The 19883-nt window shown below is 73.8% G+C and carries 16 protein-coding genes and 2 pseudogenes; 9 read left to right on the top strand and 9 right to left on the bottom strand.

Going from position 1 to position 19883, the window contains the following annotated elements:
• Positions 1 to 9 precede the first annotated feature (9 nt).
• Both HHL19_RS20980 and HHL19_RS38185 read left to right on the top strand, forming a co-directional pair.
• The gene (locus HHL19_RS20980; RefSeq protein WP_169091823.1) at positions 10 to 366 is read left to right on the top strand and encodes a hypothetical protein; all 357 of its coding nucleotides are present in this window, start codon (positions 10 to 12) and stop codon (positions 364 to 366) included.
• Positions 359 to 868, top strand: a complete 510-nt coding sequence (locus tag HHL19_RS38185) for a hypothetical protein (protein ID WP_169091822.1) — start codon at positions 359 to 361, stop codon at positions 866 to 868. Before HHL19_RS20980 ends, HHL19_RS38185 begins: the two co-directional genes overlap by 8 nt.
• On the opposite strand, the gene HHL19_RS20970 is transcribed toward HHL19_RS38185, so the two are convergent.
• From HHL19_RS20970 to HHL19_RS20960, 3 genes are read right to left on the bottom strand one after another with little or no spacing between them, the layout of a single operon-like run.
• Positions 869 to 5848, bottom strand: coding sequence for a hypothetical protein (locus HHL19_RS20970; protein WP_169091821.1), 4980 nt, complete (start codon positions 5846 to 5848; stop codon positions 869 to 871).
• A gap of 33 nt (positions 5849 to 5881) precedes the next feature.
• Positions 5882 to 9016 carry a caspase family protein gene (locus tag HHL19_RS20965; RefSeq protein ID WP_169091820.1) on the bottom strand — a complete coding sequence of 1045 codons (3135 nt, stop codon included), beginning with the start codon at positions 9014 to 9016 and terminating at the stop codon, positions 5882 to 5884.
• On the bottom strand, positions 9013 to 9882 hold the full coding sequence (locus HHL19_RS20960; protein ID WP_169091819.1) for a hypothetical protein: 870 nt from the start codon (positions 9880 to 9882) through the stop codon (positions 9013 to 9015). Before HHL19_RS20960 ends, HHL19_RS20965 begins: the two co-directional genes overlap by 4 nt.
• Positions 9883 to 10070: 188 nt before the next feature.
• Between HHL19_RS20960 and HHL19_RS20955 the strand changes: the two genes are divergently transcribed.
• Positions 10071 to 10652 (top strand): HutD family protein, encoded by a 582-nt coding sequence (locus HHL19_RS20955; RefSeq protein ID WP_169091818.1) that lies wholly within the window; start codon positions 10071 to 10073, stop codon positions 10650 to 10652.
• Here the strand turns inward: HHL19_RS20955 and HHL19_RS20950 are convergent.
• Positions 10646 to 11857, bottom strand: coding sequence for a pyridoxal phosphate-dependent aminotransferase (locus tag HHL19_RS20950; RefSeq protein ID WP_169091817.1), 1212 nt, complete (start codon positions 11855 to 11857; stop codon positions 10646 to 10648). The genes HHL19_RS20955 and HHL19_RS20950 overlap by 7 nt on opposite strands.
• A 107-nt stretch (positions 11858 to 11964) precedes the next feature.
• Between HHL19_RS20950 and HHL19_RS20945 the strand changes: the two are divergent.
• From HHL19_RS20945 to HHL19_RS20930, 4 genes and pseudogenes are all read left to right on the top strand, one after another.
• Positions 11965 to 12318: pseudogene (locus HHL19_RS20945) on the top strand (helix-turn-helix domain-containing protein); the annotation flags it as partial.
• A 92-nt stretch (positions 12319 to 12410) separates the two neighbouring features.
• A complete protein-coding gene (locus HHL19_RS20940; protein WP_169091815.1) occupies positions 12411 to 12629 on the top strand; it encodes a hypothetical protein in 219 nt (72 codons plus the stop codon).
• Positions 12630 to 12722: 93 nt separating this feature from the next.
• Complete coding sequence (locus HHL19_RS20935; protein ID WP_169091814.1) at positions 12723 to 13010, top strand: hypothetical protein; 288 nt, start codon at positions 12723 to 12725, stop codon at positions 13008 to 13010.
• Positions 13011 to 13101: 91 nt separating this feature from the next.
• Positions 13102 to 14310, top strand: a complete 1209-nt coding sequence (locus HHL19_RS20930; protein WP_169091813.1) for an MFS transporter — start codon at positions 13102 to 13104, stop codon at positions 14308 to 14310.
• Here the strand turns inward: HHL19_RS20930 and HHL19_RS37495 are convergent.
• The 3 genes and pseudogenes from HHL19_RS37495 to HHL19_RS20920 form a co-directional block, all read right to left on the bottom strand.
• Positions 14216 to 14873: pseudogene (locus tag HHL19_RS37495) on the bottom strand (hypothetical protein); the annotation flags it as partial. The gene HHL19_RS20930 and the pseudogene HHL19_RS37495 overlap by 95 nt on opposite strands.
• Positions 14874 to 15003: 130 nt before the next feature.
• Entirely contained in the window at positions 15004 to 15447 is a 444-nt protein-coding gene (locus tag HHL19_RS20925) for a hypothetical protein (RefSeq protein WP_169091812.1), read from the bottom strand.
• Positions 15444 to 16046: an SRPBCC family protein gene (locus tag HHL19_RS20920; protein WP_169091811.1), complete on the bottom strand. Its 603-nt coding sequence runs from the start codon at positions 16044 to 16046 to the stop codon at positions 15444 to 15446. Before HHL19_RS20920 ends, HHL19_RS20925 begins: the two co-directional genes overlap by 4 nt.
• A 101-nt stretch (positions 16047 to 16147) precedes the next feature.
• On the opposite strand from HHL19_RS20920, the gene HHL19_RS20915 reads away from it, so the two are divergent.
• Positions 16148 to 16816 (top strand): DNA alkylation repair protein, encoded by a 669-nt coding sequence (locus tag HHL19_RS20915; RefSeq protein WP_169091810.1) that lies wholly within the window; start codon positions 16148 to 16150, stop codon positions 16814 to 16816.
• A gap of 37 nt (positions 16817 to 16853) precedes the next feature.
• On the opposite strand, the gene HHL19_RS20910 is transcribed toward HHL19_RS20915, so the two are convergent.
• Entirely contained in the window at positions 16854 to 17750 is an 897-nt protein-coding gene (locus HHL19_RS20910) for an aldo/keto reductase (RefSeq protein ID WP_169091809.1), read from the bottom strand.
• Positions 17751 to 17764: 14 nt separating this feature from the next.
• The gene (locus tag HHL19_RS20905; protein WP_169091808.1) at positions 17765 to 18703 is read right to left on the bottom strand and encodes an NAD-dependent epimerase/dehydratase family protein; all 939 of its coding nucleotides are present in this window, start codon (positions 18701 to 18703) and stop codon (positions 17765 to 17767) included.
• A 118-nt stretch (positions 18704 to 18821) separates the two neighbouring features.
• Between HHL19_RS20905 and HHL19_RS20900 the strand changes: the two genes are divergently transcribed.
• The gene (locus tag HHL19_RS20900; protein ID WP_169091985.1) at positions 18822 to 19730 is read left to right on the top strand and encodes a LysR family transcriptional regulator; all 909 of its coding nucleotides are present in this window, start codon (positions 18822 to 18824) and stop codon (positions 19728 to 19730) included.
• Positions 19731 to 19883 lie beyond the last annotated feature (153 nt).

The following is a 19883-nucleotide window of genomic DNA, read 5'->3' as shown; positions in this document are numbered from 1 at the left end:
CGCGGCGCGGTGGCCGACGCGGTGGCGTCGGGCCGCTTCTCCGAGCTGTGGGCCGAGGCGGACGCGTCGGACCGGGCGGAAGGAGGCCGGCAGGCGACATGGCGCGTCTGCGACACGGCGGCGTACGAACTGGTGGAGTACCCGCCCGACGACGCCTCGCCGGAGGAGACGGCCCGCATCGAGGCCACGAGGCGGCGGGTGGGTCTGTGCTTCGCCCAGCACATGCTCGCCGCGGACGGAGGGGAACTGCCCCGCTCCGTCATCCGGATCACCGATGCGCTGAGCGAAGCGTCGTCTCCCGAGACCCAAGAGACATACGGGACCCACGAGACCCACGAGACCCAGCTGGAACGAAGCGATGAGTGACCAGTCGAAGGACAAGCGGGAGGGCAAGGACGGCTCCCAGCGGACCGACCACGACAAGTCCAAGGACAAGCCGAAGCCCCCGGAGGGCAAGGACAAACCCAAGCCCCCGGACCAGCCCCCCAAACCGGGCGACCAGAAGCCCCAGCCCGGTGACCAGAAACCGAAGCCGGGGGATCAGCATCCGAAGCCGAAGCCCGGGGATCATCACCCCAAGCCCGGTGACCAGAAGCCGAAGCCCCGGGATCAGCATCCGAAGCCGGGTGAGCCGAAGCCGAAGCCGGGTGATCAGCATCCGAAGCCGAAGCCCGGAGACCATCACCCCAAGCCGGGTGAGCCGAAGCCGAAGCCGGGCGATCAGCTTCCGAAGCCGAAGCCCGGAGATCAGCATCCCAAGTCCCCGGAGCCCAAGCCCAAGCCCCCCGAGCCCAAGCCCTTCACGCCCAATCCGCGGCTTCCTTTCGAGGACAACCGTGGTCTTCCGCCTGGGTACGGCTCCGTCTAGTCAGATGTCGAGCGCGCCCTTCGGGTTCGTGCCCGGGGCCGGTGGGCGGGGGCAGAGGCGGTGTACGGCGGCGCGGAGTTCCTTTTCGCAGAGGTGGTGGGAGAGGCCGGGGCCGAGCGTCTTCCACAGGCGTCCGGCGATCGGCGGGGTCCGGAAGTGCGCGCGCAGGACCGGGGTGTGGTCCGCCTCGCGGGTGAGCAGCGTGACGAGTTCGGGGTACGCGTCGGTGGCCTGCTGCCAGTGGGTGGGCAGCGGGCCGGTGGCCGGGAGCAGGCCGGCGCGCGCGGCGGCGATCAGGACCCGGCAGGTGTCCTGGGGATACCAGTGCTGGGTGCCGGACCGCTCGAAGGAGTCCACGGCCTCCGCGACCGTCGCGGTCGACCAGTCCGACTCCGGCAGCCACGCGGAGGCCCAGGCCACCGCGGCCGGATGGGCCACGGTGTTGGGCCGGAGCGCCGGGACGACGTCGGGGAGGAAGTGTCGGGCCCCGCACTCGTGCAGGGCCTGGGCCGCCCATCCGATGCCGTTCCAGTGGGCCTCCGCGTCCACGACCAGGCCGCGGCCCGCCACCTGCGCGATGAGCCGTCCGACCGCCTGCGCGAGGGAGTCGACGGACCGGTCCGCGGTCTGTGCCACCTTCAGCAGCTTGCTCGCCTGGTGGAGGCCGAGCGCGTGCGCCAGGAGGTCACCGGGCAGGCCGAGCACATGGCCGAGGATCTCGTCGAAGGCGTCCTCGCCGCCGGTCAGCCACAGGGCCCGCAGCAGGCCGGGGACCTCCTTGAGGTCCGAGCGGAGCGCGAGACGGATCCGGTTGATCAGCCGGTCGACGTTGACGCTGGCGGCCAGCTGCTCGCCCCACTGCGGCTCCCACATGTGGGCGAGCGTCAGCATCTCGTTGACCGCCCGCGGGCTGGCGAAGAGGTGCAGGGTGGACTCCCACCGGGTGGTGACCAGGGTGTGCATCCACTCGGTCTCCTCGGTGCGGTTGGTCACCCCGAGCCGGGCCAGCGACCGGCCGACGTGCCCCTGCGTCAGCGGGTCCTGGTCGAACTTGAAGGCGTCGACGAGCGTCATCCACCGACGGTCGCCCCGTAGGGCCCCGAGCTCCGATCTGCCGAGCCCCGGGACGCAGCGTTCCACCTCGCTGAGCAGCTCGGCGGTGAGCGGCGGATGCGCGACGCTGCGGAAGACGAGCTCCCGCAGGTGCGACTGCTCCTGCCCGGCGTGCGGTCGGGCGAGGGCGTCCACGGCGGTGGACGCGGCGCCCGGCTCCAGGGTGCGGAGCTGGCCGAGGGCGGTGGTGAAGGCGCCGATGCCGCGGCAGACCTGGAGCTGCTCCGCCCAGTCCCACTGGGGGTGCTCCTTCTTGAAGTTGTGCAGGACGATGCGGGTCGCGTCGGCGTGGCCGCCGGCCCTGAGCGTGCCGGCCGTCACATGGAGCTTCTGCGCCACGTCGCTCGCGCCGCGCAGCAGCGGAGCACGTACGGCCCGGTCGACGTTGATCCGCTTGGCGTAGTCCACCCCGATGTCGGGTACGAGCGCGAGCCCGAGGCGGTGGGTGTGCACCATGCTCTCCGGGTCGAGCCCCGGCTGGGACATCCGGTCGCACAGCACCTTCCGGTCCAGGCGCTCGGAGAGCCTCTTCAGGAAGGCCTCGCCGAAGTACTCGTCCTGGATCAGCAGCATCGCGAGCCGGGGGCCCCAGGGGCGGGCGGTGCCGCGCTGGCTGTGGATGCTGGTGACGACGAGCCGCAGCGCCGCCTCCTCGATGTCCTGCCGGAAGTCCGCGCCCGCCTCCCACAGTCCGCGCAGCAGGTGGTAGACGATGGCGGGGCGGCGCTCGCGCCGCATGACGTTCTCGACGAACTCCTGGCCGATCTCCATGGCGAGCCGGTAGCTGAACCGGTCCCTGGTGGCGCAGTACAGGTCGTCCACGCGGCTGACCGCGCCGAGCAGCATGCCGGCGCCCCGCGCGTCCTCGAAACTCCGTACGCTCTTGGCGAGTTCGCGGGCGAGCCGGGTGTCGGCGATCAGGTCGCCGTCGCGGTTCTCCTGGTACAGGAGCGTACGCAGGGTGCCGCCGTGGATGTTGCGGACCGTCGAGATGAGGATGGCGGCCTCGGCGGGCGGCGCCGCCTTCACCACGGGCACCAGGGTGCGCCCGAACTTCAGATGGTTGAGCAGCCGGTTGCACAGCCCGCGGTTGCTCTGCGCGAGGTCGAACAGGGCCTGGCTGATCTGGATGGCGTCCGAGTGCGCGAGCGCCGCCTGGAGCTGCGACTTGTAGTCCTCGATGATCTTGTCCCAGTCGCCCGTGCCCTCGAAGTGGAGGCTCAGCGAGATCCAGGAGAGGATCGCGGCCAGGGACCTGTCCTTGGTGGGCTTGACCTCCAGGAGGCGCTGCGCGGGCTTGAAGAAGGGGCGCAGCGCCGTCGCCGGATTGTCCTCACGGGCCTGCCGCGACTTGGCGAAGATCAGGTCGTCCATGCGCCGTACGGCGATGAGGTCCCGGTGGTTCGCGGGATCGGCGTCGCGGGCCAGTTCCTCGGTGCGCGCTTCGAGCCAGTCGCAGACCGTCGCCGTCGGCGTGGTGCCCTCACCCGCCAGCTTGAGCAGGGCGCCGACGAGGTGGTGCCGGTCCGTGAGGCTGGAGGGCCGTCCGAGGACCGTGTCCAGGCCGCCGTCGGGCGCGCCGACCCACGCCACCAGGTCCGCCGGCTCGGTCGTCTCCGACAGCCGGAACTCGTCGTCCCACAGGGCGGAGAGACCGAACGTCAGGTCACGCACCGTCAGATCGTCGACGCGCCTGAGGTGTTGCAGGACGGCCGGGAGCGCGGCGGCCGTCCAGTCGGCGTCGCTGTTGCGCCGGCACAGCCGCAGCACCTGCAGGGCCTTGCGCGGATGCGCCCGGGCGGCCCAGTCGGTGATCGCCTCGCGGACCGAGGGCAGCTTCAGGAGCAGCGCGAGCCGTTCCGGCGCGTACGCCGCGCACTTGCGCAGCAGCGCGTCGAGGCGCGGCTGGTCGTCGTCCCGGAAGAGGCCCACCACGTACGCTTCGAGGCGGGCGGGGAAGGCGTCGAGGCCGTCGGGGCTCGCGGCGGCGATCAGCGCCTCCGTCCGGACGGTGCTGGGGATCCGCGCCAGCCCCTGGTGGACGACGACGCCGAGCGCCCGCCGGGTCTCCTCGGGTACGGCCGCCACCCGGGCGACCGGGACCCCGTCGTCCAGCCAGGACACGGCGGCCAGCAGGTACACGGCGGCCCGGGCCTCGTCGTCGAGGCCGTCACAGAGGGCCTGCGCCCGAGCCCGTACGCGGCCGGCCCCGAGGCCCTTGTCGGGGAGGGTCCCGGCGGCGGCCGGCTTGTCGGCGGGTTCCTCGCGCAGCAGGTCGGCGAGGACGCCGAGGTCCCCGTGGCACGCCTCGACGGCCAGGTCGACCGACGCCGTGTCGTCGGCGCGGACCCGGTACTCCCCGGGCGCCTGGCGGATCATCCGCCGGGCCAGGTCGGGGACGTCCTCGGGCGGCACCAGGGTGACGTAGGCGGTCACCCCGTGGTTCTCCCAGCGGTTGGTGGCCCCGTCGACGTACCGGGTCAGCGCGAGCACGCCCACCGTCAGCCCGCCCAGGCACTCCAGGGCCTCGCCGATGTTGCCGTCCTCCAGGGCGTGGAGGCCCTCCAGGACCACGAGCGCCTTCCGGCGTCCGGTGTCGACGCCGGCGGCGGTCAGCGCGGCGCGCACCACGGGCAACAGGTCGCCGTCCGAGGGGAGTTGGTGGCTGTCGGGCGACAGGACGACGGTCTGCCAGCCGGCGGCCTCCAGCTGCCGCACCACCTGCTGGGCGCAGACCGTCTTGCCGCTGTTGCGCGCTCCGGACTGGATCACCCGGGACAGGGGCCGCTGGTGATAGCGCTGGAGGAGGAAGGAGGAACGCTCGAATGCGACCAGGCGCGCGTCCGCGGGTCCGCTCCACCCCGGCTCGGAGTCGCGGGCCCCGGTCGCGTGGAGGATCCGCCACCCCTCCTCGTCGAGGACCTGCGCGGCCCGGCGGCCCACCGCGGCGTCCCACTCCTCGCCCCAGAGCAGCCGGGCGGCTCCGAGCAGCGTCGGTTCGGCGTCGGACTCCACGGCGCCCGCCCGGTGCAGCCGCCAGCCGTCGGCGGCCCGCCACAGGACGTCGAGCCCGGCTTCGGCGGCGGTCGCCCGCGCGTCTTCGAGACCGGCCGGAGGCAGCCAGTCGCCGTCCTGCGAGAGGCCCGCCAGGGCGAGGACGCCCAGGGTGCCGAGGTCCGGGAGACCGCCCTCGGCGGCGATCCAGGACAGGGCGACGGCCGGCGGCGCGGAGTCCGGGGCGACCGTCGAGGGGCTGAGCACGTACGGGGCGTCGACGCGCGGGTGCGCTTCTCCGGCGGGCTTCCGGCCCACCGCCGCCACGAGGGGCTCCGCCGCGAGCAGAGCCCGGTCGACCGCCGCGGAGTCGGGGAGCGGCGAGGAGGCCGGCGCCCCGTCACGGGCGGCCGGCACGAGGTCCGCGCCGGCGATGACGTACCAGTCGTCCACCGGTGCGAGGAGCAGGGGCATCCCGCCCACCGGCCTCGGCCCGGGGATTCCGCCGCCGGGCTTCACGTCGTCGGCCCGGGCCACCAGCCGGAAGAGCTCGTCCAGCAGCCCGGCGTCGAGCTCGCCGAGGACCTCTTCCAGGTGCGTGGCGCCCTCACCCGCGTACTCGAACACCAGCGCGCCGGGGCCGATGGGCTTCTCCTCGCCGGAGAAGTCGAAGGGGCGCCGGGGGAGGGGGATCCCGCCGTCCAGGGACCGCTTTCCGAGGTCGACGACCGTGCGGAGCCGGGACTCGGCGCGGACCCGGTCGACGGCGGAGGTCGCCAGGTCGGTGGCCAGCGCGTGGAGCGCCATGTGCAGTTCATGTGCCAGGGACGACTCCCTGACGGCCGCGGGCGCGCTCTGCTTCTCGTCGCTCACACTCGACTCCTCGACTCCCCGTATGCGTGCGGTTCATGGCGTGATGCGGACCAGGCCCTCGGCGGTGCCGACGAGGATCCGGCCGTCCCGGTGCAGGTCCACCGAGTGGACGTCGAGCCCGATGTCGACGTGCCGGGCCGGACCCGTACCGGTGGGGGACGTGAGCCGGATGTCGCCGTGGACGCCCGCGCTGACCAGCACCTGCGTGCGGCCCGCGGTGCACAGGCGCAGTTCGCCGACGCCGCTCGCGTGGTCCGTGATCCAGCGGCGGGAGCGGCCGTCCCAGGCCGTCCACCAGACCGAACCGTCCCCGGCCCCCGTGTAGATGCCGTGGGCGTCGGAGGCGATCTTCACCAGGCCGCGTTTCTGCGGAGGTTCGAAGGTGTGCAGGCGCTGTCCCTCGTCGTCCCACACGACCACCTCCCGGGCCGTGCGCGCCGCCACCCGGATGCCGGCCGCGGTCACCGCGGCCGTGGCTCCGCCCAGGCGCAGCCCCGGCCGGTCGACGCGCCCGCCGGTGACCTTCGCCCTCCGCCGGTGCCAGCCCTCGCTCCCGACGACCAGCAGGTCCGGCCCGACCTGGAGGCAGCTGTGGACGGGACCGGGGAGGTCCAGACCCGGGATCTCCGCCCCCCTGCGGTCGCCCAGGACCGAGATCCATGCCCCGCCGTAGAGGTCACCGGCGAACAGCGCGGGCAGACCCTGGAGTTCGATGACCGAGGAGGTGGTGATCCGCGGCGGGGCCTCCGCGCGACTCGGCACCGATTCGGGCTCGAACACGGTCCAGGCGGTGTCTTCGGCATCGCCCGCCCGGTGGAGGACGGTGCTGCCGGTCAGCGCCAGTTCGCCGCCGTCGGGCAGGCAGTGGACCATCTTGACGCTCCGGTCCTCCGGGAGGCCGCGGTGCCTCGGCTCCGGGCGCGGGGACGGCGGCCGGCAGTCGACGGTCACGGCCTGCCAGCCCGAGGCGTACGCCCGGGCCCGCCGGGCGAGTTCGTCCAGGGAGCGCACCTGGGCGTGGAGCGCGAGCCGGGCCAGGGTGTGCCCGTCGGGCTGCCATCGCGAGCCCGTCAGCTCCCGGCACAGCGAACGGACCCTGGCCGCCCGGTCGTCGGTGGACTCCTGGAGGTGGCCAAGGGTCCGGTACAGCGCCTCGCCGTTCATGGCGAGCAGGAACTCCGGGTCGTCCAGGAGCGCGTCGAGGAGGCCGGCGAGGCGTGCGTGGTGCGGGAGGTGCTCACGGGTGTACTGGTCGGCGCCGGACCAGTCGCGCTGTCCGGACGGCAGCAGGGGGAGCTGCTCGGTCATGGCCTGGACGAACCACTCGTGGTACCGGCGCGTGTCGGCGGACTCGGCCAGGTAGCCGGCGGTCGGCGGGCGGGTGAGCCTCCATCCGTGACCGTTCATACCGTCCTCCGGGGCATCGAGGTGGTCCCTCGCCTCCGCGCGCACGTCGGCGATGTCCGTCGGGCCCGCCCCGGGTCTGCCGGCCTTGCGGACCACCGCGGCCCACAGCCGTCCGTCGGCGGGGAGCCCGGCGCCGTGCGCCAGGGCCACCGGCAGGAGCAGGTCGCGGGCCCAGGAGGGATCGTCGTCGTCGCGGTCGCGGCTGAGCCGTCGGAGCGCGTCGAGGAAGAGGTCGGTGTTGGACCGCTCGGCCTGGACCCGGGCGGTCGCGGGGTCCTGTCCGCTGGTGTCGACGGCGAAGAGGTAGGCGCGGAGCCAGGACCGGCCGGCGGCCGCGGCCGTGGCGAGCGCGATGGCGCGCACCGACAGGGCGCTCGTCGTCGACCACCGGGTGCCCGCGCGGTTCCTGAGGACGTGTTCCACGAGCTCGACCAGGTCGGCCTCGTCGAAGTAGTCGTCCGCGTCGAGGTCGACGACCGGCCCCGCGAAGCCGTCCGGCACGTCGCTGGTGGCCATGACGACCCGGGTCCGGGGCTGTGCGGCCAGGGGGACGAGGAGGGTGCTGTGGAGGAGTTCGGGTTCCTGGCTCGCGTCCACCGAGTCGAAGACGAGGCGGAGTCCCCGGTCGCCGAGGGCCTCCACCAGGTCGACGCCGTCGTCCTGGCAGGCCGGGGCGAGGCGGGCCAGCCTGGACATGACGGTGGCCACGCTCTGGCCGCGGACGTCGAGGAGCAGGTCGACGCAGCCGCCGGGCGCGGCGGCGGGCGCCCGCGTCCCGGTCGGCAGCGGATGCTCCGGGGACGACGAGACGTGGATCCAGTCGAGCAGTACGGACTTCCCGGAGCCCTGTCCGCCGGTGACGACGAGCGGCGCTCCCGGCTCCGCCGTCGGCGCTCCGACCAGGTGGGAGGTGACGTCCTGGACGGCTCGGGTGCGCCCGCAGAAGATCCAGCCGTTGCGGTCGTTCGCCTCGGGAGGGCGCCGGACCGGGCGGCGGGGGTTGTGCCGGGGGTTGCGGAAGGCCCGGGTCTCCTCGCGAGGGGGGAACCAGTCGGGCAGCTGGGGCTCCCCGGGGTTCTCGGACCCCTTCCGCATGCGGTCCTTCAGCTCCGCGAAGAGCTTGTAGGCACCGAGGTACTCCTCGTCGTCGCCGGCGCGGGTGTTGCGCAGGGCGCCCGCGAAGGCGTCTGCGAAGTGCATCTGCCGGGCGTCGGTGGTGCCGTCCGTGGAGCTGATCAGGGTGAGCAGCGGCAGGTCGGCACTCTTGGCGCCCTGCTTGCGCACCTCCTCAGCCAGCCGTTCGATCGCCAGGCCCGAGCGGCAGGCGTCGAACAGGACGACGACCTCGCGCGGGCGGGGCCGGCCGTCGGTGCCGGGAAGGATGATCGACATGAGCTTGGCGACGTCCAGCATGCTCGCCCGCCGGGTGCTCGTGCTGTCGTGGGCGGCGAGCAGGCCGTCCCGGTTGCCGATGTCGACGCCGTGTCCCGAGTAGTAGAACAGCAGGACGTCGGGGGGTGTGCCGTCGTCGCCCTCCAGGGCCGTCTCGAAGCCGTGCTCCAGGTCCGCGACCCCGGGGTCGGTCTGCGAGCAGCGATGGATCGTGAAGCCGGCCTCCGCCAGGACGGCCCGCATCATCCGCAGCTCGTCGGGCACGCGCGCCAGCGGCTTCAACCCTTCCCCGAACGTACTGGTCCCGGAGACGAGCGCCACCCGGACGAGGTCCGCCGGACCGCCGCCCGGGTACGGAGCCGTCGTCACCGGTCGGCGGCCGGCAGCGCCCTGGCGACGGCGTCGGCCACCTCTTCGGTCGTGAGGTAGCGGAGCACGGAGTGGCTGCCGAAGAAGTACTTGCCCGGCTTGTGCCAGGGGAGGTTGACGACGGGCTGGTCGTCGACGTCGCCGAAGGCGGGCGCGAGGTGCTTGACCAGGGCGATGGGATCGTCCTTGGCGGCCACGTTGACCCAGCGCTCGACGGGCGGCAGCGCGTCGCCCGCGGAGGGAGGCGACGGCAGCAGGCGGTCCTGGACCGCGCGCAGCCCCAGGGGGGAGCCGAGGCTGATGAAGGTGTGCACGTTCCACTCGGGGTGGGCGCGCAGCGCCTCGTAGGCCACGACGGAGCCGAGGGAGTGCCCGATGACGACCCGCGTGTCCGGGGTCACGACCCGGGCGAAGCGCTGCTGCGCGCACGCCCGCACGGTGTCGGAGGCGTCCAGGTACCGGCGCACCTGCCGGATCATCCAGATGACGGTACGCCCCATGGGCTTGCCGAGCCCCTCGTACCGCTCCAGGCGGCGCAGGGCGATCTGTCCGAGGCCCTTGCCGTCGGCCAGGGGGGCGTCGGTCCCCTCGGCGAACGCCTCCAGGAGTTCCAGTTCGAACGGGTCGCGCACGTCACCGATCTGGTACGAGGGGATGTCCGCCAGCTCGTCGTCGGCACCGCCGCTCTTGGTGTCCCGGCTGCGGAAGCAACTGCCGTAGTACACGGCGGCCACCTCCGCCGGGTCCGGCACCGGATGCGCGGCATCCGTCATGCCGACGCGCAGGGCGTCGTACCACTCGGTCAGCATCGTCTCGGCGTGCTTGTACTGGTAACCGATGCCGTGACAGACGACTACACGCGACACTGCGCCCCCCTCGTGCCCCGGCCGAAGCGCCGGACCAGAAGACCTGAGGCTCCATCATGCCGCATTTCTCCAAGGCGGTTAACCGATACGCGCGTTCGATCGAAGCGCGTGGCGGCCGGGGGTCCGGGGCGCGCGGGTTAGGATCCTGCGGCCCTTCGACCGCCCGCGCCAGCCCAGGAGTCAGCCCTATGCACCGTTTCGATGTCGAGTCCCTGGCGGCGGGCCGGTGGCGCAACGGCGGGGGTGTGACGCGGGAGATCGTGTCCTGGCCGGAGGGCGCAGCGGACTTCGAGTGGCGGGCGAGCGTGGCCGACATCGAGGCGGACGGGCCGTTCTCGGCGTTCCCCGGGGTCGACAGGACCTTCACGCTGCTCGAAGGCGGGGGCGTACGTCTGACGGCGCCGGGGGGTTTCGACCGGACGGCGCGGCCGGAGGAGCCGCTCGCCTTCCCCGGCGACCTGGAACTGACCGCCGAACTGGCGGCCGCGCCGCCCGGTGGCGCCTGTCGCGTGCTGAACCTCATGGTGCGGCGGGGGCGCCGGACGGTCCGGGTGGAACGCGTCACCGGCGCCGTCGCGCCGCCGGCCGGCCACGCCGGGGTGCTCCTCGTGCGGCGCGGGCACTGGCGCGTCGGCGGGGAGGAGCCCCCGGCGTCCGCGGGGCAGGGCGTGTGGTGGGGAGAGGCGGAAGGCGCCGGTGGCGAGGTCGTGCCCCTCTCCTCCGACGCCGTCGCGCTGTGGGCGGACCTCGCGCCGGGGTCCGGCTACTGACGGTACGTGGCGAGGAAGCGGCCGATGCGGTTGATCGCGGTCTCCAGCTCGTCGGCGCGCGGCAGCGTGACGAAGCGGAAGTGGTCGGGGCGCGGCCAGTTGAAGCCGGTGCCCTGCACGATGTGGATCTTCTCGCGCAGCAGCAGGTCGAGCACGAGCCGTTCGTCGTCGACGATCTTGTGCACGGCCGGGTCCAGCCTGGCGAAGGCGTACAGGGCCCCCTTGGGCTTGACGCAGCTGACGCCCGGGATCTCGTTCAGCGCCTGCCAGGCGACGTCGCGCTGCTCGGTGAGCCTGCCGTTCGGCAGGGTCAGGTCGTGGATCGACTGGCGGCCGCCGAGCGCGGCCTGGACGGCGTACTGCGCGGGCACGTTGGGGCACAGGCGCATGCCGGCCAGCATGGTCAGGCCCTCCAGGTAGTCCGCGGCCCGGTCCTTGGGGCCGGAGACGACCAGCCAGCCGCTGCGGAACCCGGCCACCCGGTAGGACTTGGACAGGCCGTTGAAGGTCAGCGTCAGCACGTCGTCGCTCAGCGCGGCCAGGCAGTGGTGCTCGGCGTCGTCGTAGAGGATCTTGTCGTAGATCTCGTCGGCCAGCACCATCAGGCCGTGGCGGCGGGCGAGTTCGAGGATGCCCTCCAGGAGCTCCTTCGAATAGACCGCGCCCGTCGGGTTGTTGGGGTTGATGACGACGATGGCTTTGGTGCGGTCGGTGATCTTCGACGCGATGTCGTCGAGGTCGGGGAACCAGTCCGCGTCCTCGTCGCACAGGTAGTGCACGGCCCGGCCGCCGGCGAAGCGCACCACCGCCGTCCAGAGCGGGTAGTCGGGCATCGGCACGAGGACCTCGTCGCCGTCGTCCACCAGCGCCTGCACGGCCATCTGGATCAGCTCGGAGGCGCCGTTGCCGAGGTAGACGTCGTCGACGGTCACGCCCGTGACGCCGCGCTGCTGGTAGTACTGCATCACCGCGCGCCGGGCCGGGAGGATGCCCCGGGAGTCGCTGTAGCCGTGCGCGCGGGGCAGGTTGCGGATGATGTCCTGGAGGATCTCCTCCGGCACCTCGAAGCCGAACGGCGCGGGGTTGCCGGTGTTCAGCCGCAGGACGCTGTGACCCGCCTCCTCCAGGGCGTTGGCCTGGTCGACGACCGGGCCACGGATCTCGTAGCACACGTCCTTCAACTTGCTGGACTGTCGAAACGTCATCTGCGGCCTCCCGACCGTCACTGTCACCGTCATCCGCGCCGCTGCGGCTGCTTCGTTCTACCAAGTACTCACTTGGAAAGTCCAACCTTTTGGCTATGCTGGCCCTCATGCCACGCCGAAGCTACGACCAGTACTGCGCCGTCGCCCGAGCCCTCGACGCGGTGGGGGAGCGCTGGAGTCTGCTGATCGTCCGGGAGCTGCTGCACGGCCCGCGGCGGTACACCGACCTCCACGCCGACCTCCCCGGCGTCTCCACCGACATCCTCGCCAGCCGGCTCAAGCAGCTGGAGGGCGAGGAACTGGTCGAGCGCCGCCGCCTGGAGCGGCCCGCCAACGCGACCGTCTACCAGCTCACCTCGCGCGGGACGGAACTCCGCCCCGTCGTCGAGGCACTGGCCGCCTGGGGCCTCGACGCCCTCGGCGACCCCCGCCCGACGGACGCCGTCCGCACCCACTGGTTCACCGGGGACTGACGGGAGGGAACCTTTCCCCGCTCCCCGCCGTCCTTCCTTCCGAAGCGGTGATCCATCGTGTGCGAGCCGAGCGAGGTGCCATGCGGACGAACGAACCGAACACCCTGGAGACCACCCTGGCCGACGGCCGGCGGATGACCCTCTCCCTGCCCGCCACGGACGCCGGCTGGGCCGCCGACGGGCTCGCCGCGCTGCGCCCCGTGCGGCCCACCCACACCGGCCGCGGCGAGGAGCCGCCCGCCTTGCCCGAGCGGCCCGCCCTCCCGCTGGAGGTCGCCCTCCTGGGCTTCGGCATCTAGCGCCCTGCCCGGCGGAGCGGGTGCCGTACCCGCCCCGCCGTGGTGTGCTGGTACGGAGGGGGGCGGACCGTCGCCTCACGAGGAGGAAGGGTCATGGCGATCCTCGTCCACGCCGTCCTCGACGGAATCACCACGGATCAGTACGACACGCTCAACGCCCGGCTGCAGTCGACCCCCGAGATCTTCGAGGGGTGCATCTCGCACGCGTGCGTGCCCACCGGGAGCGGCCTGGAGATCTTCGACCTCTGGGAGAGCGAAGCGCAGATGGAGGCCTTCGCCGACAAGATGATGCCCATCGCGGTCGGCCTCGGCTGGCCGGAAGGGGCGAGGCCGCGCGTGGCGGAGGTCCACCGCTACTGGGTGCCGGGCGCCGCCGGCTGACGGAGTCCCGGCTGCCCGACGTACGACAACGGTGTGGCCGGTCTGCCGCGCTGCCCGCCCGCGACGGGACGGGCGGGTTACCGTCGCCGGTATGGCCGATGATCGACGCGGATGGCTGCGGTGTCTGCTCGGCGGAGCGGTGTTCGTGGTGTGCATGGCCGGCACCACCCTCCCCACCCCGCTCTACCCCCTCTACCAGGAGGAGTTCGGCTATTCCGAACTGACCGTCACCGTGGTGTACGCCGTGTACGCCTTCGGCGTCCTCGCCGTCCTCCTCCTCGCCGGCAACGCCTCCGACACCATCGGCAGGCGCCCCACCCTGCGCTGGGGCCTCACCTTCGCCGCCGCCAGCGCCGTCTGCTTCCTCTGCGCCGACGCCCTGGGCTGGCTGTACGCGGGCCGGCTGCTCTCCGGCCTCTCCGCGGGCCTCTTCACCGGCGCCGCCACCGCCTACGTCATCGAACTGGCCCCGCCCGGCGGCACCGCCCGCGCCACCCTCGTCGCGACCGCCGCGAACATGGGCGGCCTCGGCTGCGGCCCCCTCCTCGCCGGACTGCTCGCCGAGTACGCCCCCGAGCCCCTGCTGCTGCCGTTCGCCGTCCACCTGGCCCTCGTCGCGCTCTCCGCCCTGGTGCTGCGGTGGCTGCCCGAGACGGTGGCGGAACGCCGGCCGCTCAGCGCCGTACGCCCCCGCAAGCCCGCCCTCCCGGCCCGCGTACGGGCGGTGTTCGTGCCCGCGGCCGTCGCCTCCTTCGTCGGCTTCGCCCTCTTCGGCGTCTTCACCTCCGTCAGCCCCGCCTTCCTCGCCCGCTACCTCCACGTCGACGACCACGCCGTCAGCGGCCTCGTCGTCGCCCTCGCCTTCTTCGCCTCCATCGCCGGACAGGCCGCCGCCGGCCGCGTCGGCCCGGACCGCTCCCTGCCGCTGGGCTGCGCCGTCCTCTTCGCCGGACTGCTCCTGCTCGCCCTCGCCCTCGCCACCGACCACCTGCTCTTCATCGTGCTCGCCGCCCTCGTCGGCGGCACCGGTCAGGGCCTCGCCTTCCGCGCCGCGCTCTCCGCCGTGGCCGCCGCCTCGCCGCCCGACCAGCGGGCCGCCGTCATCTCCTCGCTCTTCGTCGCCGCCTACACCGGCATCTCCCTCCCGGTGATCGGCGTCGGCCTGCTCGCCGACCCCCTCGGCCTGGAGGGCGCCGGACTGGTCTTCATCGCCTCCATGCTGGTCCTCGTCGCCACGGCCGGCGCCTACCTCCTGCGACGCGCCCGCGCCGCCACTGGCGCCGGCGGCCCCCCACCGTGAGCATCCCGGCCGACGGATCCGCGCACACCAGGCCGAACCGGCCGATGGGGCTGCCCGGCAGCAGCGGCGGCACCTGGATCTCCGCGCCCACCCGCCCCAGCCCGGCGGCCCGCAGCAGCGAGGGGAAGGACGGCACCCAGGAGACGTCGGTGCCGATGGTGTCCCGCGGCCCCCGCCCGCTCGACCGCTCGACCGCATCGCCCGTGTGTACGGCGTCCCCGGCGACACCCCGCTCGTCGGGTCGACGGCGTCGCTCGGCACCAGCACCAGCACCCCGCCGGGCTCGACCAGCTCGGCGAGCCGGGCCACCAGCCGCTCCCGCCAGGGGGAAGCCGCCAGGGGGAGAAGTCCGGGGCCGTGACAGCGGCCTCCAGCACGTCGAGCCCCGGCACGGGCCGCTCGGCGAGGAACCGTACGGCCCGGTCGACCGCGAGCACGTCCGCCACGTCCGCCACGCCCGCCTCCGTGAGCAGCCGCCGGGACACCCCGTGCCCGTCCCCGCCCCCACGTCCGGACAAACGCCATCCGGACCCCGCCCCGAGCGCCCGCAGCCGCGTCAGGCTGTCGTACCGGCCGCCCCGCCGCCCCGCCGCCTAGGGGCGGGGCGGCAGGAGGGGGCCGATGCGCGTGCTTCCACGTACCGATCGCGCGTCGCCCGGTCAACCCGCCCCACCCCTAGGCGGGCCGTACGGCTCACGGGTCGCCCGGGGCGGTCCGGGCCTCGGGCGCCCCCGTCAGATGGACGAGCATCAGCTCGTGGTCCGCGCGTGCCAGCTCGTGGCCCCGGCCGTCGGTCAGCCGCCCGGTGACCTCGTAGAGGCCGCAGTGGGCCCGGCCGACCGGCATCCGCCGGGGCGGCAGCCGCACCTCGTACGGCCCGCCGCGCCGGAAGCCGCCGAGCGGCGTCCGGGTGACGACCGGCTCGCGGTCGTCCCCGGTGCGCACCTCCTCGAAGGTGAGCCCGTCGACCGCCCTGCCCACCTGGAAGGTCAGGCCGACGCTCACCACCGCGCCCTCCGGGACCCTCAGCGGACCGGCCTCCCCGGCCCGGCCGCCCAGGTCCACGACGAGTCGCCCCTCGTCCTCCGTGTGCAGGGACATGTCGAGGAGCCGGAAGCCGGGTCCGGAGCCGCTCACGGTGCCACGGGTCCGTCGTACGGCGGCGGGCCGTCGCGCCGCGGCATCCCGCCCGGTGCGGCCGGGGGCATGCCGTGCGCCGGACTGTCGTCTTCCCGTGGCATGCCGTACGTGGGCGTGTCGGCGCCCTCCGTACCGCCGGCGCTGTCGGCGGGGCGCAGCCGCCCGCGCCAGCCGCCCGTCGCCTTGTCGCGGTCCTCGATGAAGTCCTTGAACCGGTGCAGGTCGCCCTCGATCCGCTGCTCCACGACCCCCATCGCCTGCGCGGCCCGGTCGGCCAGGCCGGAGGGCTCCACCTCCATCTTGAGCCGTACGAGAGTATGAGATTCGTCGATCTGTTCGAACGTGACGACACCCTTCTGCCGCACGTCCCCGCCGACCGTCCGCCACGCGATCCGCTCGTCGGGCAGCTGGTCGACGATCTCCGTGTCGAACTCGCGGGTCGCGCCCGCGACCTTCGTCCTCCAGTGGCAGAGCCGGTCGTCGAGCTGTCGGACCTCCTCGACCCCGTCCATGAACCGCGGAAACTCCTCGAACTGCGTCCACTGGTCGTAGACCCGGCGCAGCGGGGCCTCGACCTCGATCGTGTCGTACACCATCCCGGTCATCTCCCTGTTCGGGGCGCGGCTACCCGCGCCGGGACCGCGTATTCCTCAGACCGTAGGGTGAAGCGGTACGCGAGGCAGGGCAGGAGGACCGGATGGCCGGGGAGACGGTGGACGAGGTGCTGGCCGAGCTGGCCGCCCTGGAGGACCCCCGGACGCGCGAGGTCAACGCGCGCCACGGCGACGACCACGGGGTGAACCTCGCCAAGCTGCGCGCGGTCGCCAAGAGGCTCGGCACGCGCCACGAGCAGGCCCGCGAGCTGTGGGCGACCGGCGACACCGCCGCCCGGCTCCTCGCCACGCTCGTCTGCCGCCCCAAGGAGTCCGGGCGCGAGGAGCTCGACGCGATGCTCCGCGAGGCGCGCGCCCCCAAGGTCCACGACTGGCTCGTGAACTACGTGGTGAAGAAGAGCCCGCACGCCGAGGAGCTGCGCCTGGCCTGGCTCGCCGACCCCGATCCGGTCGTCGCGAGCGCCGGCTGGGCGCTCACCACCGAGCGGGTCGCGAAGCGGCCCGAGGGCCTCGACCTCGACGGGCTCCTCGACACGGTCGAGGCGGAGATGAAGGACGCGCCCGACCGGCTCCAGTGGGCGATGAACCACTGCCTCGCCCAGATCGGCATCGAGCACCCGGCGCTCCGCGAGCGGGCCCTCGCCGTCGGCGAGCGCCTGGAGATCCTCAAGGACTACCCGACCCCCAAGGGCTGCACCTCCCCCTACGCCCCCGTCTGGATCACCGAGATGGTCCGCCGCCGCGAGGGCTAGAGCCTGTCCGGCGGATCATGGCCGAGGCCGCGACCGGTCACCCCGCTCGACCGCCCGGCGGATCGGCGTCCAGTTCCCTCAGCTCGCGCGCGTCCAGCGTGAGGTCCGCCGCCCCGGCGGAGTCGGTGATGGAGGCGGGGCGCCCGGCTCCCGGCACCGGGAGCATCGCGGGGGAGCGGGCGAGCAGCCAGGCCAGCGCGACCTGCTGGGGGCTGACCTCGCGCCCGGCGGCGACGCGGTGGAAGGCCGTGCCGGCGGAGGTGGGGCCGGAGGGGCCGTCGAGGGAGCTGCGGGAGATGCCGCCGAGCGGGCTCCACGGCAGGAAGGCGAGGCCGAGCCGTTCGCACAGCCGCAGTTCGGGCTCGCTGTCGCGGACGGCGGGGGAGTACCGGTTCTGGACGGAGACGAGCCCGTCGCCGAGGATCCGGTGCGCTTCGAGGATCTGGGCGGTGGTGACGTTGGAGACGCCGGCGGCGCGGATCGTGCCGGCGTCGAGCAGCTCGCGCAGCGCGCCGACGGACTCCGCCCAGGGCACGGCCGGGTCTGGCTTGTGCAGCTGGTACAGGCCGATCGCGTCGACGCCCAGGCGCCGGGCGGAGGCCTCGGCGGCCCGCTTCAGGTGGGCGGGCGTGGCGTCGACGGTCCAGCTGCCGTCGCCGGGGCGGCCCCGGCCGCCCTTGGTGGCCACCAGGACCCGGGAGGCGTCGCCGCCGTACCGGGCCAGGGCGCGGGCGACGAGGAGCTCGTTGTGGCCCGTCTCGCCGGCGTGCCAGTGGTAGCTGTCGGCGGTGTCGACGAGGGTGACGCCGGCGTCGAAGGCGGCGTGCAGGGTGGCGAGGGCCCGGGTCTCGTCCGGGCGGTTCTCGATGGACAGCGGCATGGCGCCCAGGCCGATGGCGCTGACGGTGGTGTGGGCGAGGGTGCGGTAGCGCATGGGGGCCTTGTCCGTCAGGGGGTGGGGGCGGGGAGGAGGGCGAGGGCCTCGGCGGCGGCGCCGGGCAGCCAGTCGGTGGTGCGGGAGAAGCGGAAGCCGAGCGCCTTCGCGCGGGCGTTGTCCATGGCGTAGTGGCGGTCGAAGGAGAACGGCGAGGCCTCGGCGCCCGCCGGGACGGTCCGGTACACGGCCTCCCGGCCGGCCGCGGCGGCGACGGTCCCGGCGAGGCCGTACACGTCGAGGGGACCGTCGGAGCAGGCGTTGACCGGGCCGGTGAAGCCGGCCGTGGCCGCCCACGCCAGCAGCTCCGCCAGCTCCTCGTAGTGGACGAAGACGGTGGGCAGCGCCCGCGCGTGCACGGTGATCTCCTCGCCCCGGGCGATGCGGGCGGCGTAGTGCGCGAGGCGGCCGGTGAACTCCCGCGCGCCGCCGCCGAGCACATGGGCGCCGCGCACGGTGGCGAAGGCGAAGCCGCCCGCGCGGGCGAGGACGGCCTCGGCCTGTCGCTTGCCCTCGGCGTAGTGCGCCTCCAGGTAGGCGCCGTCGTGCCAGGGGAGGTCCATGGCCACCCGCCAGCCGGCCGGGGCGACGCTCTCCTCCGGCACGGGCGTCCCCGGGGGTACGGCGGGCAGGGCGGCGGTCGCGGGGTCGTACACCTCGATCGTGGAGGTCATGACGTAGCGCCGGGTGCGACCGGCGAAGGCACGGGCGGCGACGGCGGCCTGGACGGGGGTGTAGCAGACCTGGTCCACCACGACGTCGAAGGCGCGGCCGGCGAGCGCGGCCGTCAGGGCGGCCTCGTCGTCGCGGTCGACGACGAGGTGCTCGACGCCGGCGGGCGGCGCGGAGGAGCCCCGGTTGATCACGGTGACCTGGTGGCCCGCCGCCCGCAGGCGCTCGACCAGGAGCTTTCCGAAGTACCGGCTTCCGCCGATGACGCAGATCCTTTGCATGCCCTCATCCTGGGGACCTATCGTCATCAGCAGAAGTACCGGCTTTCTGTATACGTGTGCAGGAAAACTGTTGACCGGACTGTTCCTGGTCGACCGGGCTGTTTCCTGGGGGGAACTGTTGATCGATGTGCAGCGGCTCCGCGTCCTGCGTGCGGTGGCGGAGCACGGCAGCTTCAACCGGGCGGCCGCGGCCCTCCACCTCACCCCCTCGGCCGTCTCCCAGCAGGTGGCCGCCCTGGAGCGCGGCCTCGGCGCCCAGGTGGTCGCGCGCAGCACCCGCGGCGTGACGCTCACCCAGGCCGGCCGGATCATGGTGGGCGCCGCCGAATCCGTCGCCGCGGAGCTGGAGCACGCACGGCAGCGGATCGCCGCGCTCGGCACCGGCCGCACCCAACTGACCGTCGCGAGCTTCACCAGCGGCGGACGGCTCCTGCTGCCCACCGCCCTCACCCGGCTCATGGAGGCCCATCCCCGCACCGTGCTCCACGTCAGGGAGGGCGAACCCGAGGACACCCTGCCCCTCGTCCGGCAGGGCGCCGTGGACCTCGCCCTCGCCTACCACTTCGACGGCCCGCTCCCCGTCGGACCGGGCACCGGCTCCGGCCTGGAGTGGACGCCGCTCCTGGAGGACCCCCTGTGCGTCGTCCTGCCGCAGGGGCACCGTCTCGCCCGGCGCGACGCGCTCGACCTGGTGGATCTGGCCGCCGAACCCTGGGTGCTCGGCTGTCTGAAGACCGAGGCGTACCTGCGGCGTTTCGCCGAGCGCGCGGGCTTCGATCCGGAGATCCGGGGGACCACCACCGACTACTTCTTCGCCCGCTCCCTCGTCGCCGCGGGCATGGGGATCTCCCTGGTCCCCTCGATCGCGCTCGTCCCCGAGGTCCCGGGCGTGCGCACCGTCCCGATCACGTCGCCCGGCCCGGTCCGGCACATCGGCGTCGCCACGATCGGCGGCCGTGACCGGCCCCAGGTCACCGCGCTCGTCCGGGCCCTTCGCGAGGAGGCGGCGCGGCACGGCGGGCGGTGAGCCGGCGACGACCCGGCGTGCGGTTCCCCCACGCCCGGTCCCGTCCGGACCGTTGACGGCCCCGCGCTCCGGCCACAAGGATGTCCCCGACGCGCTTGGGAGCGCTCCCACTCCGACGCGGCGGCGCATCGGAGGGCCGAACCCCCCCCCCCC

This window comes from Streptomyces sp. R302, assembly GCF_012927245.1.
In the GTDB taxonomy this organism is placed as follows: domain Bacteria; phylum Actinomycetota; class Actinomycetes; order Streptomycetales; family Streptomycetaceae; genus Streptomyces.
This window is presented reverse-complemented; position numbering and strand designations above follow the sequence as displayed.

Bases quoted from the DNA above. Each gene is read 5' to 3' on its own strand.
- HHL19_RS38185 (WP_169091822.1), top strand. From the start codon at position 359: ATGAGTGACCAGTCGAAGGACAAGCGGGAGGGCAAGGACGGCTCCCAG.
- HHL19_RS20955 (WP_169091818.1), top strand. From the start codon at position 10,071: ATGCACCGTTTCGATGTCGAGTCCCTGGCGGCGGGCCGGTGGCGCAAC.
- HHL19_RS20950 (WP_169091817.1), bottom strand. From the start codon at position 11,857: ATGACGTTTCGACAGTCCAGCAAGTTGAAGGACGTGTGCTACGAGATC.
- HHL19_RS20940 (WP_169091815.1), top strand. From the start codon at position 12,411: ATGCGGACGAACGAACCGAACACCCTGGAGACCACCCTGGCCGACGGC.
- HHL19_RS20935 (WP_169091814.1), top strand. From the start codon at position 12,723: ATGGCGATCCTCGTCCACGCCGTCCTCGACGGAATCACCACGGATCAG.
- HHL19_RS20930 (WP_169091813.1), top strand. From the start codon at position 13,102: ATGGCCGATGATCGACGCGGATGGCTGCGGTGTCTGCTCGGCGGAGCG.
- HHL19_RS20920 (WP_169091811.1), bottom strand. From the start codon at position 16,046: ATGGTGTACGACACGATCGAGGTCGAGGCCCCGCTGCGCCGGGTCTAC.
- HHL19_RS20915 (WP_169091810.1), top strand. From the start codon at position 16,148: ATGGCCGGGGAGACGGTGGACGAGGTGCTGGCCGAGCTGGCCGCCCTG.
- HHL19_RS20910 (WP_169091809.1), bottom strand. From the start codon at position 17,750: ATGCGCTACCGCACCCTCGCCCACACCACCGTCAGCGCCATCGGCCTG.
- HHL19_RS20905 (WP_169091808.1), bottom strand. From the start codon at position 18,703: ATGCAAAGGATCTGCGTCATCGGCGGAAGCCGGTACTTCGGAAAGCTC.